This is a genomic window from Streptomyces phaeoluteigriseus (assembly GCF_001896135.2).
Classification (GTDB): Bacteria; Actinomycetota; Actinomycetes; order Streptomycetales; family Streptomycetaceae; genus Streptomyces; species Streptomyces phaeoluteigriseus.
In genome coordinates, this window is the sequence record NZ_MPOH02000016.1 from 574,122 (window position 1) to 589,453 (window position 15,332).

The following is a 15,332-nucleotide window of genomic DNA, read 5'->3' on the forward strand; positions in this document are numbered from 1 at the left end:
AAGGGGTATCTGTGGCGGTACTGCGAGTCGATCCGAAGGCGTGTGTGGCATCGGGGCTGTGCGCCGCCATGCATCCCGCTCTCTTCCGGCTCACCGAGGAGGGCCTGGGCGAGCCGGTGCGGGGCGACCTCACCGAGGCCGACGACGTCGAGTCCGCCGAGGACGTCGCCGCCTGCTGCCCGGGCGCTGCCGTCGCCGTGCTGGATTCGGCCTGAGTGACGACACGGGACGCCCGTACCACCGCCTGGTACGGGCGTCTCGTCATGCCGCGCACGGCGGGTACGGGCGGATCCGGGGTGCCTCGCGGCGGGTGCACGGCACATGGGTCGGCCTCCACGACGCGGTGTCGTGGAGCGACCCATCGCTGGTGCCCCGGCCGCTGTCAGAGGAACGGAGTGTTCGGCTCCAGTCCGAGCAGTACCCGCCCGTACACCTCCAGGTTGGCGTCGGGCGTCATCATGGCGTGCATCGAGATGCCCTGCACGTCGCGGAAGAACCGCTGGATGGGCAGGCTGCGCTGGATCGCCGAGGCTCCGCTGGCGGTGAACAGCGCGTGGGTGGCCTCCTTGGCCAGCTGTACCGCGTAGCCGCAGGTGCCCCGCAGGGTGGCCCGCTCCTCGGGGGTGAGTTTCTCCCCGGCGTCGGCACGCCGCTGGACGAGGTCGGCCTGGCCGGCGAGCAGTGCCCGTGCCGCGGCGATCCGGGCGGCGGCGGTGGCCACCTGGACCTGGGTGAGGGGGTGTTCGGCCTGGTCCAGCCACGGGGTGTAGGAGATCGGCCGGTGCACCCGCTCGAGGAACAGTTCGTAGGCGCCTTGGGCCATGCCGATCAGGGTGGCGGTGGACTCCGCCATCACGACGCTGATCAACCCGTAGTCCCGGCCCTCACCGGGTCCGGTGGGGCTGCCGCCGCCCGTGGTGAAGGCTTCCTCCATGTCGACGACGCGGTGTTCGGGGACGAAGACGTCGGTGGCGACGGTCGTCGAACTGCCGGTGCCGGCGGCCGCCATGGTGTGCCAGTCGTCCTCGAGGACGAGGTCGTCGATCGGCAGCACCGTCAGGGCCTGGCGCACCGAACCGTCGGGCAGTTGGAGGTTGGTGGCGGCCAGGTTCCAGTCGGCGCCGCGACAGCCGGTGGTGAACCTCCAGCGGCCGTTGAGGACGTAACCGCCCTCGGCCGGCACCAGCGTGCCGGACGGGGTGAAGCCGCCGGAGACCCGGGCGCTGCCGCCGGCGTACACCTCCTGCTGTGCCTGTTCGGAGAAGAGCCGGATCATCCAGGCTCCGGTGATCCAGCCCTCGCACACCCAGCCGGTGGATCCGCAGCCACGGGAAATCTCGAGGAGCAGGTCTATCTGCTGGGGTACGGAGAATTCGAGGCCGCCGAACCGCTTGGGTACACCGGTCCTGAAAACACCCGCCTTGGCCAGGACTTCGACGTTCTCGTCGGCGATCCAGCGGCGGTCCTCACCGTCCTTTCCGTTTTCCCGGAGTGTCGGCACCACTGCCCGCACCGCGTCGAGGACGGACGCGGCTTCGATATCCGTACGGGTCATGCTGTCTCCTCGTTTCGATGGCACCCGTGAGTTTTCCGGGCGGCACTCACGGGGCGGTAATTCGGCGTACCGGTCCGTTCCGTGCTCCGCCGCCCGGCGGGCGTCAGCCGTGTTCGGGGGCCGGGAAGTAGCCGCTGCGCGCGAAGAACTCGATGTAGGTGTCGAGGAGTTCGTCCAAGACGGGCGGGCAGTCGATTCCGGTGCCGGCGAGGGCGGTGGTCGTGCCGGTGGTGGACATCGCCGGGTAGAAGGACTCGCTGTCCTCGATGAGCAGTTCGACGGCGTCCAGCAGAGGGGCGATGGCGTTGTCCGCGCCGGCCCTGATCAGGTCGAACCAGTCGGCCTGTGCCGTCTCGGTCACCTGGTAGCCGGCGGTGCGCAGCCGGCTCACGATCCGCTCCAGCGTCACGTGGCTGTCGTTGTAGAGATGGAAGGTGTCTCCCGCGGCGGACTCCGCCCGCGACAGGGCCACCAGGGCCGCGCTGGCGTAGTCGACCGGCATCAGCCGGAACACGCCGGGCAGGTCCCGGGGGGCACAGCCCGCCTGGAGGATGCCCTTGACGGTCAGCCACACGAAGTCCCGGGTCTGGCATGCGCCGTTGGTCCGGTCTCCGGCGACCTGGTCGACGCGGTAGACGTTCACCGGCAGTCCCCGGTCGCGTGCGAGGTCGATGATCTGCTCGGCCACCCATTTGCTCTGCGTGTAGCCGTTGGGCAGCGCCCGGCCGGGTCCGGTCGGGTCGGTCACCTCCAGGGGCACGCCCCGGGTCACGGGCCCGGGGAAGACGCCGGTGGTCGAGACGTGGTGCAGGGGCACGGTGCGGTGCCGGGCGGCGAGCCGCAGCAGTTCCCGCGTGCCGTCGACGTTCGCCGCGCGCAGCGTGGGGTACGGCTGGATCCAGTTGACCGCAGCCCCGGCGTGATAGACGGCGTCGACGGTGCGGGCGAGCCGGTCGAAGTGGTCCTCGTCGAGCCCGAGCCGGGGTGCGGCCAGGTCGCCCACGACGACGCGGAGCCGCTCGGGGTCGACCTCGTCCCAGATGCGGTACCACTCGAGGTTGGCCTTCAGGCGCCGCAGTCCCCCGTCCTCGTCGGCGGCCCGGACCAGGCAGTGCACGGTCGCCCCGGTCGTCGCCATGAGGTCGCGCAGCAGGAAGGCACCGAGGAAGCCGGTGGCGCCGGTCAGCAGCACCTCCCGCGGGTTCGGGGCGACGCGGACCACCTCGTCGGCGGGCCGGATGTCCTCCGCGAGGGTGATCTCCGCGGCGAAGTCGGTCTCCGGCACCGGTGCCGACGCCGGGTCCCCGCCGGGCAGCACCTCGGCGCACAGGTGGGCGGCGAGCTGACCGGGGGTGGGCCGGTCGAAGACGAGGCTGGCCGGCATCCGGCTGCCCACCGCCTCGCTCAGGCGGTTGCGGAGTTCGACGGAGGTGAGCGAGTCGAAGCCCAGTTCGGTGAAGCGATGGTCCACGCCGATGGCACCGGGGTCGGGGTGGCCGAGTACCGCGGCCACCTCGGCGCGGACCACGTCGAGGACGACGCGGAAGCGCTCCTCCTCGGAGCAGCCCTGAAGGAGGGTGGCCAGTGAGGCCGCGCCGAGGGCGCCGTCCTGTGCGCTGCGGCGCAGCGGGGTCCTGGCCAGGTCCGCGAAGAGCAGGGGGGCCCGGGTGGGGTGTTCGCGCAGGGTGGCCACGTCGACGGGGACGCCGACCAGGGTGGCGTGGCCGAGGCGCAGCGCGAGGTCCAGGGCGGCGGGGCCGCGGTCGGAGGCCACGAGGCCGAAGCCGGAGCGGACGATGCGGTCCACGTCCGCCTCGTCCAGACCGGCGGCCATCGTGCTCAGCTGCTCCCACAGGCCCCAGGCCACGGAGGTCGCGGGGAGTCCGTGGGCCTTGCGGTGCAGGGCCAGCGAGTCGAGGAAGGAGTTGGCGGCGGCGTAGTTGGCCTGGCCCGCGCTGCCGATCACCCCGGCGAGGGAGGAGAACAGCACGAACGCCGAGAGGTCGAGGTCCCGCGTGAGGTCGTGCAGATGCCAGGCGGCGTCGACCTTGGGGCGCAGCACGGCGTCGAGCCGTTCGGGGCTCAACGCGGTGACGAGGCCGTCGCTGAGCACACCCGCCGCGTGCACGACACCGGTCAGGGGCCGGTCGGCGGGGACGGCCGCGAGCAGTTCGGCGAGCGCTTGCCGGTCGGCGGTGTCGCAGGAGGCGATGGTGACCTGGGCGCCCAGTGCGGTGAGCGCGTCGCGCAGGTCGTCGGCACCGGGCGCGGCGGGGCCGCTGCGGCTGGTCAGCAGCAGGTGCCGTACGCCGTGTTCGACGACCAGGTGCCGGGCGAGCAGGGCGCCCAGGGTGCCGGTGCCGCCGGTGATCAGAACGGTTCCGTCCGGGTTCCAGGTGCCGCCGGGCAGGGTGTCGGCGGCCGGTTCGGTGACGCGTGCCACGCGCGGGACGAGGGCCCGCCCGGCGCGCAGGGCGGCTTGGGCCTGGCCTGAGCGTACGAGGGCGGGCAGCGCCGCGCGGGAGGCCTCGTCCCCGTCGATGTCGACGAGGACGAACCGGCCCGGCGACTCCGCCTGCGCCGAGCGGAGCAGGCCCCACACGGCGCCGGCCGCGAGATCGGTGACGTCCTCGTCGCCGACCGCGACGGCGCCTCGGGTGACCAGAACCAGCGGCACGTTCTCCAGGCGGTCGTCGGCGAGCCAGCGCCGGACCAGTTCCAGGGCCCGGTGCGTGGCGTCGTACACGGCGCGCACGGGGTCACCGCCCGCGGGCGTGGCGTGCCAGGAGAGCACGGCGGCCGGGGGACGGGGCCCGGCGACGGCCGCGCGACGGCGTCCAGGTCCGCCGCCGGTGCCGCGTCGAAGCGGTCGGTGTCCAACTGCACCAGGGCGAGGGGCTCCTCGTCGGCGGTGAGCCGGAGGTGCCGCCAGCCGACGCGCAGCAGGTCGTCCTGTACACGGGCCGCGCCGCGGCCCAGTTCGGCGGGGGTGACGGCGCGCGCGGTGAGCGATTCGATCGTGGCCAGCGGCCGTCCTTGCTGGTCGGCGACGGTCACGGTCACGGCGTCCGGTCCCAGGGGGCGGATGCGTACCCGCAGGGCGGCGGCGCCGGTGGCGTGCAGGTGGAAGCCCCGCCAGCGGGTGGCGAGCCACGCCCCGGTCGCTCCGGCCGGGTCCAAGGCGAGCGGCAGCGGCCGCAGCGCGGCCTGGAGCAGTACGGGGTGGAGGGCGAAGTCCGTTGCCTGGCGCTGGAGTTCGTCGGGCAGCCGGACCTCCGCGTACACCTCGTCGCCGCGGCGCCAGACGGAGGTCGGGTGGCCGTCGCCGAGCCGCTCGTGGACGGCGTCCGGTGAGAGCGCACGGGCTCCGGCCGGCGGCCACTGGGTCAGCCCGTCGGCGCCGCCGGTGCCCTGCCGGCCGAGCCGGCCGGAGGCGATGCGCTGCCAGGTCACGTCGCCGCCGTCGGGCCGGGCGTGCACGGTGAAGGCGCGCGCGCCGGACGGGTCCTCTTCGGCGACGGCGATCTGGATCTGTGTTCCCTGCCGTTCGGGGAGCACCAGGGGCTCGTGGACGGTGAGTTCGTCGACGGCGTCGAGGGCGAGTTCGTCGCCGGCCCGCACCGCCAGCTCCGCGAGCAGGGCGGGTGCCGCCACCGTCGCGCCGTGGAGGGTGTGTCCGGCCAGCCAGGGGTGGGTGCGCGCCGAGAGTCTGCCGGTGAGGAGGGTCTCGCCGGAGGCGGCCACGGCGACGGCCGCGCCGAGCAGCGGGTGGCCGGCCGCGGCCACCCCCAGGCGGCCCGGGTCGCCGGCGGTCACGGACGCCTCGTACCAGTGGCGCTCGCGCTGGAAGGCGTAGGTGGGCAGGGGTACGCGACGTACGTCGTGCCCGGCGAAGAGGGTGGGCCAGTCAACGGTTCCGCCGCCTACGTGCAGCTTGGCCAGCGAGGTCAGGAACTGCGTCATGCCCCCCGCCTCGCGTCGCAGGGTTCCGACGACGACGGGGCTGTCGAGACCGTCCTCCAGAACGGGTGCCAGCACCGGGTGGGGCCCGACCTCGACGAAGGTGTGGTGCCCGTGGCCGACCAGGACGCGGGTCGTCTCCTCGAACTCCACGGGCCGGCGCAGGTTCCGGTACCAGTACTCTGCGCCGAGTTCGGTGGTGTCCAGCGGGCCGGCGGTGACCGTGGAGTAGAAGGGCACGGTGCCCTGCCGGGGGCGTATGGGCGCCAGGTCGTGCAGCAGCCGGTCGCGGATCTCCTCCACCTGGGCGGAGTGGGAGGCGTAGTCGGCGTGGAAGCGGCGGGTGCGGATGCCCTCGGCCTTGCACCCCTCGACGAACTTCTCCAACGCCTCGTGGTCGCCGGACACGACCGTGGACCCCGGACCGTTGACGACCGCGATCGACAGCCGGTCGCCCCATCCCTCGATGCGGGCGGCCAGTTCGTCACGGGACAGGGCCACGGAGGCGATGCCGCCCCGGCCTTCGAGGACGCTGGTGACCTGGCTGCGGATGGCCGCCACGCGCGCCGCGTCCTGGAGGGTCAGTCCGCCGCTGACGTAGGCCGCGGCGACCTCGCCCTGGGAGGATCCGACGACGGCCGCGGGCTCGACTCCGTGCGCACGCCACAGCGCGGCCAGGGACACGGCCACCGCGAAGGACACGGGCTGGATGACGTCGACCCGGTCGAGCGACGGGGCGCCGTCGGCCTGGCGCAGCACGTCCTCCAGGGACCAGTCCACGTAGGGCGCGAGCGCTTCGGCGCAGGCGTGGATCTGCGCGGCGAACACCTCGGAGCTGTCGAGGAGTTCGACGGCCATGCCGGGCCACTGGCCGCCCTGGCCGGGGAAGACGAAGACGGTCCTGCCGGGTTCGGCGACCCGTCCGGTGACCACGTGCGCCGAGTTCTCGCCGGTGCTCAGCGCACGCAGACCGGCGAGCACCTCGTCCTGTCCGGTGCCGATGACGGCGGCCCGATGGCCGAGCTGGGAGCGGCCGGTGGCCAGGGAGTAGGCCACGTCCCACGGCCGCACGTCGGCCGCGCCCTCCAGGTGGGACAGCAGCCTGCGGGCCTGGTCGCGCAGCGCCTCGGTGGATTTGGCGGACAGGACCCACGGCGGGGTGAGCGTGCCGTCGGCCGGCGCGGGCGGGACGGGTTCGTCGGTCTCGTCCGCCGCGGGGGCCTGCTCGATGATGACGTGCGCGTTGGTGCCGCTGGCACCGAACGCCGACACGGCGGCGCGGCGGGGGCGTCCGGTCTCGGGCCAGGGGCGGGCCTCGGTCAGCAGCTCCACCGCGCCCGCGTCCAACCCCCACAACCCCTCCGGCGACGACACCCCACCCGGATAACGGCACGCCATCCCCACGATCGCGATCGGCTCGTCCGCGGTGGCCCGGGCCTTGGTGCGCCCGGTCGCGGCCGGCTTCCCCTGCTCGACGACGCGTTCCAGAAGGTAGGTGGCCACGGCGCCCGGCGCGGGGTGGTCGAAGACGAGGGTGGCGGGCAGCCGCAGGCCGGTGGCCCGGGTCAGCTGGTTGCGCAGTTCGACGGCGGCCATGGAGTCGAAGCCGATGTCCTTGAAGGCCCGCTCCGGGGCGATGGCGCCGGCGCCCGTGTGTCCCAGGACGGCGGCGACCTTGTCCCGGACGAACGCGAGAACGGCTTCCTCGCGCGCGTCGGCGGGGAGCTGGGCGATACGGCGCGTCCAGTCGGACGCCGCCGCGGCGGTCGGCCGGGACCGCGCCGCGACCGGCCGCGTGCGCGGCGCGAGGTCGCGCAGGAGCGGGTGCGTCGCGTCGGCCGCCGTCCCCGCCGGCCGCAGGGGTACGAGGGCCAGCAGGGGGGTGTCGGCCGCCAGGGCGGCGTCGAACAGGGCCAGGCCGCGCTCGGGGGTGAGCGGGGTGATGCCGGCGCGCTCCCAGCGGGCCGTCTCGGCGTCGCCGAGGGTGGCGCCCATGCCGTGGGCGGTGTCCCACAGGCCCCAGGCCAGGGAGGTCGCGGGCAGGCCGCGGGCACGCCGGTGCTGTGCCAGAGCGTCCAGGAAGGTGTTGCCCGCCGCGTAGTTGGCCTGGCCGGCGGTGCCGAGGAGGCCGGTGACCGAGGAGAACATCACGAAGGCGCGCAGGTCGAGCCCCTCGGTGAGTTCGTGCAGGTGCGAGGCGGCGTCCGCCTTGGGCGCCAGGACGGCGTCCAGGCGCTCGGGCGTCAGCGACAGGACGGTCGCGTCGTCCAGGACGCCGGCGGTGTGCACCACGGCGGTCAGGGGCCGGTCCCGCGGGACGGATTCCAGGAGTGCCGCGAGGGCGGCGCGGTCGGTGACGTCGGCCGCGGCGATGCGAACCTCTGCGCCCAGGTCGGTCAGTTCGGCCACGAGTTCGCTCGCACCGGGTGCGTCGGGGCCGCGTCGTGCGGCCAGCAGGAGGTGACGGACGCCGTGTCCGGTGACCAGGTGGCGGGCGAGCAGCGCGCCGAGGGCACCGGTGCCGCCGGTGATCAGGACCGTGCCGTCCGGGTCGAGGCGGGTCGGGTCCGCGTCCGTGCCGGGGGCGGCCGGTCCGAGTCGGGGCACCCGCAACGTGCCCGCGCGCACGGCGACCTGGGGCTCGCCGCTGGCGAGGGCCGCGGCGAGCTGCTCGGCGGTGGCATCGGGGTCGAGGTCGACGAGGACCAGTCGGTCGGGGTGCTCGGACTGCGCGGCGCGCACGAGGCCCCACACCGGGGCCGTGGCCAGGCCGGTGACGTCCTCGCCGGGCAGGACACCGATCGCCGAACGCGTCACCAGGGCCAGGCGCGCGTCGGCGAACCTCTCGTCGGTCAGGAACTCCTGGACCATGCGCAGGGCGCGGTGCACGAAGACGTGCCCGCCGCCCTCGGGCGACGGCAGGTCGTGGAGGCGTACGACGACGGTGTCGGCCGGTGCGACGGCGCCGAGGTCGTCGCCGGCCTCGACCCAGTCGGCGGGCGCCTGCCCGGGTGCCGGGGCGAGGACCGGCCACCGCACCTCGTACAGCGCGGAGTCGGTCGTGGTCGCGGGGGCGACCGCAGGGTTCCTGGTGACGGGGCGCAGCGTCAGGGCCGCGACGTCGGCCACCGGGGCGCCGGTGGGGTCGGTCAGGGAGAGGGCGAACGTGTCCGTGCCCTGGGGGCTGATGCGGACCCGCAGTTCGGTGGCGCCCGTCGCGTGCAGCGTGACCCCGGACCAGGCGAACGGCAGCCGGATCGCATCGTCGGGGCCGGCGGGCGCGGCACGCAGGACCAGAGGATGCAGGGCGGCGTCGAACAGGGCGGGGTGCAGGGCGAAGCGGTCGGCGCGGTCCTGGCCGGACTCGGGCAGCCGTATCTCGGCGTACAGGTCCTGGCCGTCGCGCCAGGCGGCCACCAGGCCCTGGAAGGCGGGACCGTAGCCGTAGCCCAGCCCCGCCAGACGGGGGTAGACGTCGGTGAGCGGTTCGGGTTCGGCCGTGGCGGGCGGCCAGGGCGCCGGATCGCCGGCCGCCGGTGCCGCGACGTCCTGCGGGGCGAGGGTGCCCGTGGCGTGCCGGGTCCACCGGCGGCGGGCGGCGTCGTCGGTGTCGGGGCCGGCGTGGACGGTGAAGGCCCTTCGGCCCGAGGCGTCGGGTGCGCCGACCGTCACCTGGACGCGGACGCTCTGGCCGGCGGCCAGCGGCAGCGGGGCCTGGAGCGTGAGGTCCTCGACGTGCGGTGCGTCCGTGACGTCGCCCGCGGCGACGGCGAGTTCCAGGAAGGCGGTGGCCGGCAGCAGGACGGTGCCGTCGATGGCGTGGTCGGCGAGCCACGGGTGACTGTTCAGGGAGAGGAGGCTGGTGAGGACGGTGTCGTCGCTGTCGGCCAGTTCGACGACGGTGGTGAGCAGGGGGTGGTCGGCGGTGTCCAGGCCGAGGCCGCGCGCGTCCACGGGGGGCGTCGGGGGCCAGGCCAGAAGTGTTCCCGCTGGAACGGGTAGGTGGGCAGGTCGACAAGGCCCGCGCCGGGGAAGAGGCCGGCTGCGTCGAGCGGGGCACCGGCAGTGTGGGCGCGGGCGACGCCTTCGGCCAGGGTGAGGGTCTCGGGGCGGCCCGCGCGCAGCAGGGCGACGGCGGTCGTGCGGTCGCCGGTGTCACCGGTAACGCCCGTATCGCCGATGCCGCCGGTGCCGCCGCTGTCGCCCGTGTCACTGCTGTCGTCGAGGGCGCCGTGGACGAGCGCGGTGAGCACGGCGTCGGGGCCGAGTTCGACGAGGACGTCGGTGCCGAGGCGGGCCAGTTCCCGGGTGGCGTCCAGGAAGCGCACTCCGGCACGGATCTGCCGGCTCCAGTAGTCCGGGGACGTCAGCTCGGCCGGGTCCGCGAGCCCGCCGGTCACGGTGGACACCAGGGGGACGGTGGCGGGCTGGAGGGCGAGGCCGGCGGCGATCTCGCGGAACTCGTCGAGGATGCCGTCCATGTGCGGCGAGTGGAACGCGTGGCTCACCTTCAGCTCGGTGGTCTTGCGTCCCCGTGCCCGCCAGATCTCGGCGACGGCCCGTGTGGTGTCGGCGTCGCCGGAGATCACCACGGAGCGCGGGCCGTTGACGGCGGCGACGGACACCGCGTCCTCGTGGCCGGCCAGCGTGGGGAGCACCTCCTCCTCGGCGGCCTGCACGGCGACCATGGCGCCGCCGGGGTGGGCGGAGGCCATCAGGCGGGCGCGGGCGGTCACGAGGGCGGCTGCGTCATCGAGGGTGAGCACCCCGGCCGCGTGGGCGGCGGCGAGTTCGCCGATGGAGTGACCGGCCACGAAGTCCGGCGTCATGCCGTGGTGGGCGAGGAGCCGGAACAGGGCGACCTCGAGGGCGAACAGGGCGGGCTGGGTGTAGGCGGTCCGATGCAGCAGGGCGGCGTCCGGGTCACCCTCGGCGGCGAACATCACCGCGCGCAGGGGCCGTTCCAGGCGGTCGGCGAACGCGGCGCACACCTCGTCCAGCGCCTTGGCGAAGACGGGGTCGGCGGCGTACAGCTCGCGGCCCATGCCGTTGCGCTGGGCGCCCTGGCCGGTGAACAGGAAGGCGGTGCGGGTGGTGTCGGCGGCCCGGCCGGTGATCACGTTCGCCGTCGTGTCCCCGGCGGCCAGCGCCTCCAGGGCCGTCAGGCGCTCCTCGACCGTGTCGCCCAGCACGGCGGCCCGTTCCGCGAAGGCGGTGCGGGTGGCGGCCAGTGACCGGCCGACGGCGGTGGCGTCGGCGTCCGTGCCGAGCACGGCGCGCAGCCGTGCGGCCTGGGCGCGCAGCGCCGGCAGGTCGCGGGCGGACAGCAGCCAGGGGCCCGGGACGCCGGTGCGCGGGCCCGGCCTGGATTCGGTCACCGGCTCGGCGGCGGGGTCGTGTTCCAGGACGACGTGCGCGTTGGTGCCGCTGATCCCGAAGGAGGAGACGGCAGCCCGGCGTGGACGCCCGCCCGTGTCGGGCCAGGCCGTGGTGTCCGTGAGCAGGGAGACCGGGCCGGCGGACCAGTCCACGTGCGGGGTGGGCTCGTCCACGTGCAGTGTCCTGGGCAGGACGCCGTGCCGCATGGCCTGCACCATCTTGATGACCCCGCCGACACCGGCGGCGGCCTGGGTGTGTCCGATGTTGGACTTCAGCGAGCCGAGGCGGAGCGGCGCGGAGGCGTCCCGGCCACTGCCGTAGGTGGCCATGATGGCCTCGGCCTCGATCGGGTCGCCGAGCCGGGTGCCGGTGCCGTGTGCCTCCACGGCGTCCACGTCGGTGGCGGTGAGGCGGGCGTCGGCCAGGGCCTGGCGGATGACGCGCTGCTGGGCCAGCCCGCTGGGCGCGGTCAGGCCGTTGCTCGCGCCGTCCTGGTTGACCGCGGAGCCCCGGATGACGGCGAGGACCTTGTGGCCGTGGCGGCGGGCGTCGGAGAGCCGCTCGATCAGCAGCATGCCCACGCCCTCGCTCCAGCCGGTGCCGTCGGCGGCGGCCGCGAAGGACTTGCAGCGTCCGTCGGGGGCCAGGCCGCGCTGGCGGGAGAACTCGACGAACATGCCGGGCGAGGACATGACGGTGGCGCCACGGCCAGGGCCAGGTTCGTCTCCCCGGCGCGCAGGGACCGGATCGCGAGATGCAGGGCGACCAGGGAGGAGGAGCAGGCCGTGTCGACCGTCATCGCCGGGCCGAGCAGACCGAGCTGGTAGGCGATGCGCCCGGACATCACACTGGACGTGCTGCCGGTGAGGACGTGGCCGTGGACGCTGTGCGGCGCGTCCTGCAGCCGGGGTCCGTACTCCAGCGCGGTCGCGCCGACGAAGACGCCGGTACGGGTGCCGTGCAGGGAGGCGGGCAGCACTCCGGCGCGTTCGACCGCCTCCCAGGAGGTCTCCAGCAGCAGCCGCTGCTGCGGGTCCATGGCCAGTGCCTCGCGGGGTGAGATCCCGAAGAAGGCGGCGTCGAACTCCCCGGCGTCGTGCAGGAATCCGCCGTGGCGTACGGCGCTCCTGCCCTGCCGGCCGGGGTCGGGGTCGTACAGGTCGGCGTCCCAGCCCCGGTTGTCGGGGAAGGCGGTGACGGCGTCGGTCCCGTCGACGAGGAGCCGCCACAGGTCTTCCGGTGACGCGACGTCACCGGGGTAGCGGCAGGCCATGCCGATGATCGCGATGGGCTCGTCGCCCGCGGTGCCGGGTCCGTCGGAGCCCTCCTGCCCGGCGCCGAGGAGTTCGGCCGTGACGAACTCGGCGAGGTCGGCGGGCGTGGGGTGGTCGAAGAGTGCTCCGGTGGGCAGCCGCAGGCCGGTGGCGGCGGCCAGGGAGGCGCGCAGTTCGGTGAGCATCAGGGAGCTGAAGCCCAGCTCGTTGAAGGCGGTGCGGGGGGCGAGGTGCTCGTCGGGCGCGTAGGCCAGTACGGACCTGATGTGGGCGTCGACGAGGTCGCGCACGGCGCGTGCGCGGTCGGCGGCGGGCAGGCCCGCCAGGTGTGCGCCCAGCTCGCCGCGCGGGCTCGGCCCGGCGCCGGCGTCCGTGTCCTGCGCACCGGCGAGGGCCTTCGGCGCCTCGGCGGGCGTGGACGGCCCGGCTGCCGGGGTGGGTGTGGTGCCGGCGCGCGCGGTGGTGTCGAACCAGTGGTGCCTGCGCTGGAAGGCGTAGGTGGGCAGGTCGACGCGGCGGGCGCCGTGCGCCTCGTACAGGGCGCCCCAGTCCACCTCCGCGCCGTGGACGAACGCCGTGGCCAGCGCGGTCAGCAGGCTCCGCGGTTCGGGCCGGTCGCGGCGCAGCACGGAGACGGCCGTGGCGGCGTTCGGGTCCTGGAGGCTGTCCTGGGTGAGCGCGGACAGGACGCTGTCGGGCCCGACCTCGACGAAGGTGGTGACGCCCTTCGCCTCCAGCCGGCGGATGCCGTCGGCGAAGCGGACGGTCTGCCGGATGTGCCGGACCCAGTACCCCGGTGTGGTCAGGTCCCGCTCGTCGGCGGGCGCGCCGGTGACGTTGGAGACCACCGGGATGGCCGGGGCGCGGTAGGTGAGGCCGGAGATCGCCTCGTGGAACTCGTCGAGGACGTCGTCCATGTGCGGCGAGTGGAAGGCGTGGCTGACGGTGAGCCGCGTGGTCTTGCGGCCCTGCGCGCGCAGCCGCTCGGCGACGGCCTCGGCGGCCTCGGCGTCGCCGGAGATCACGGTGGAGTGGGGGGAGTTGACGGCGGCTACGGCCACCGCCCCCCCGGTGGTCCGCGAGCAGGGCCAAGACCTCGTCCTCCGTCGCCTGTACGGCGATCATCGCGCCGCCGGCCGCGGCGGACTGCATCAGGCGGGCGCGCGCGGTGATCAGGACGGCCGCGTCGGCCAGGTCCAGGACTCCGGCCACGTGGGCGGCCGTGACCTCACCCACGGAGTGGCCCGCGACGTAGTCCGGGCGGACGCCGAGGGACTCCAGGAGCCGGAAGAGGGCCACCTCCACGGCGAACAGGGCGGGTTGCGTCCGCGCGGTCTCGTCCAGGCCGTCGCCGGTGCGCACGGTGTCCGCCACCGGCCGGTCCAGATACGGGTCGAGGGCGGCGGCCACCTCGTCGAACGCGGCCGCGTAGACGGGGAACGCCTCGTACAGCTCCTGTCCCATGCCGGCGTGCTGGGCGCCCTGCCCGGTGAACAGGACGGCCGTACGTCCCTCGCGGACGCTGCCGGTGACCACGGCGGGCGACGGGGAGTTCCCGGCGAGGGCGGCGGTGCCCGCGAGCAGGCCCGGTGCGTCGGGTGCGAGGACCACGGCGCGATGCCGCAGGACGGCCCGGGTACGGGCCAGGGACCAGCCCACGTCGACGGGTGAGGCCTTGGTGGCGGCCGGGGAGGTGCGCAGGCGGTCCGCCTGGGCGCGCAGGGCGGCCCGGTCGGCGCCCGAGATCACCCAGGGCAGCACGGGTGGCACCGTGCCGGCCCGGCGCAGTTCCGTGACGCTCGCCACGGGGTTCTCGGCGACGACCACGTGGCAGTTGGTGCCGCCCATGCCGAACGAGCTGACGCCGGCCACCAGGGGGCGCCCGGGGTGGGGCCAGGCGGTCAGTTCGCCCTGCACGCGCAGGCCCAGTTCGCCCAGGTTGATGGCGGGGTTGGGGGTCTCGAAGTTCAGGCTCGGCGGCAGCGCGCGATGGTGGATGCTCAGCAGGGTCTTGATGAGCCCGGCGATGCCCGCCGCGCCCTCCAGGTGCCCGATGTTGGTCTTCACCGAGCCGACGCGCAGGGTGTCGCCGGCCGGCCGGTCGGCACAGGCGCCGAGGGCCGCACCCAGCGCCGTCGCCTCGATGGGGTCACCGACGGGGGTACCGGTGCCGTGCAGTTCCACGTACTGCACGTCCTCGACGTCGACGCCGGCACGTTCGCGGGCGGTCCTCAGGACCTGTTCCTGGGCGATCCGGCCCGGCACCGTCAGGTGGGTGGTGGCGCCGTCGTGGTTGACCGCGCTGCCGCGGATGACGCCGTAGATCCGGTCCCCGTCGGCCAGAGCCCGCCGCAGCGTCTTCAGTACGACGACACCGCCGCCCTCGCCGGGCACGAAGCCGTTGGCGCGCGCGTCGAAGGTGTACGTGGTCCCGTCCGGGGACAGCGCGCCGAACAACTGCTCGGCGATGGTGTGCTCGGCGAGCAGGTTGAGGTTCACCCCGGCGGCGAGCGCGGCGGTGGACTCGCCGCCGCGCAGGCTCTCGCAGGCCAGGTGCACGGCGACCAGTGAGGAGGACTGGGCGGAGTCCACGGTCATGCTGGGCCCGCGCAGCCCCAGGTGGTGGGAGACCCGGTTGGCGATCAGGCCGCGGTTGACGCCGGTCATGGTGTGCTGGGTGAGGGCCTCGGCGCCCTGCTGGTGGAGCAGGTTCGTGTAGTCGTCGCGCAGGGTCCCCACGAACACGGCGGTCCTGCTGTCCCGCAGGGACGCCGGCAGGGTCCCCGCGTCCTCCAGGGCCTCCCAGGCGAGTTCCAGGACGAGCCGCTGCTGCGGGTCCATGGCGGCGGCCTCGCGGGGCGAGACGCCGAAGAAGGCGGCGTCGAAGGCGCCCACGTCCGGCAGGAATCCGCCGCGCGTGATGGCGGGGGGCACGGCCGGGGCGAAGCGGTCCTCGGGTACGTCGCTGATGGCGCTGGTGCCGCTGCGCAGCAGTTCCCAGAACGCCGTGGCGGACGGGGCTCCGGGGAATCGGCAGGAGAGTCCCACGACGGCGATCGGCTCGTCGCGCTCGGGAGAGCCGTCAACAACCGCCGGACCATGCTCGCTCATCATGAACTTCCGCTGCCTTTCACTACTGGATTCCCCTGCGGGCCGACCTGGCG

The 15,332-nt window shown here is 74.6% G+C and carries 3 protein-coding genes and 3 pseudogenes; 1 reads left to right on the forward strand and 5 read right to left on the reverse strand.

Annotated elements, in window-relative coordinates; translation table 11 throughout:
* Positions 1 to 11 precede the first annotated feature (11 nt).
* Positions 12 to 215: a ferredoxin gene (locus BM536_RS39750; protein WP_073493396.1), complete on the forward strand. Its 204-nt coding sequence runs from the start codon at positions 12 to 14 to the stop codon at positions 213 to 215.
* A gap of 167 nt (positions 216 to 382) precedes the next feature.
* Here BM536_RS39750 and BM536_RS27220 read toward each other — a convergent pair whose 3' ends face one another.
* The 5 genes and pseudogenes from BM536_RS27220 to BM536_RS44975 all read right to left on the reverse strand — a co-directional run.
* On the reverse strand, positions 383 to 1,555 hold the full coding sequence (locus BM536_RS27220) for an acyl-CoA dehydrogenase family protein (protein WP_073493394.1): 1,173 nt from the start codon (positions 1,553 to 1,555) through the stop codon (positions 383 to 385).
* Between the two features lie 103 nt (positions 1,556 to 1,658).
* The gene (locus BM536_RS27225; RefSeq protein ID WP_170109959.1) at positions 1,659 to 3,998 is read right to left on the reverse strand and encodes a thioester reductase domain-containing protein; all 2,340 of its coding nucleotides are present in this window, start codon (positions 3,996 to 3,998) and stop codon (positions 1,659 to 1,661) included.
* A 57-nt stretch (positions 3,999 to 4,055) separates the two neighbouring features.
* A pseudogene (locus BM536_RS44965) lies at positions 4,056 to 4,709 on the reverse strand (SpnB-like Rossmann fold domain-containing protein); the annotation flags it as partial.
* A pseudogene (locus BM536_RS44970) lies at positions 4,592 to 5,371 on the reverse strand (polyketide synthase dehydratase domain-containing protein); the annotation flags it as partial. The pseudogenes BM536_RS44970 and BM536_RS44965, both read right to left, overlap by 118 nt.
* Before the next feature lie 114 nt (positions 5,372 to 5,485).
* Positions 5,486 to 15,282 (reverse strand): annotated as a pseudogene (locus BM536_RS44975) (type I polyketide synthase); the annotation flags it as partial.
* Positions 15,283 to 15,332: the final 50 nt, after the last annotated feature.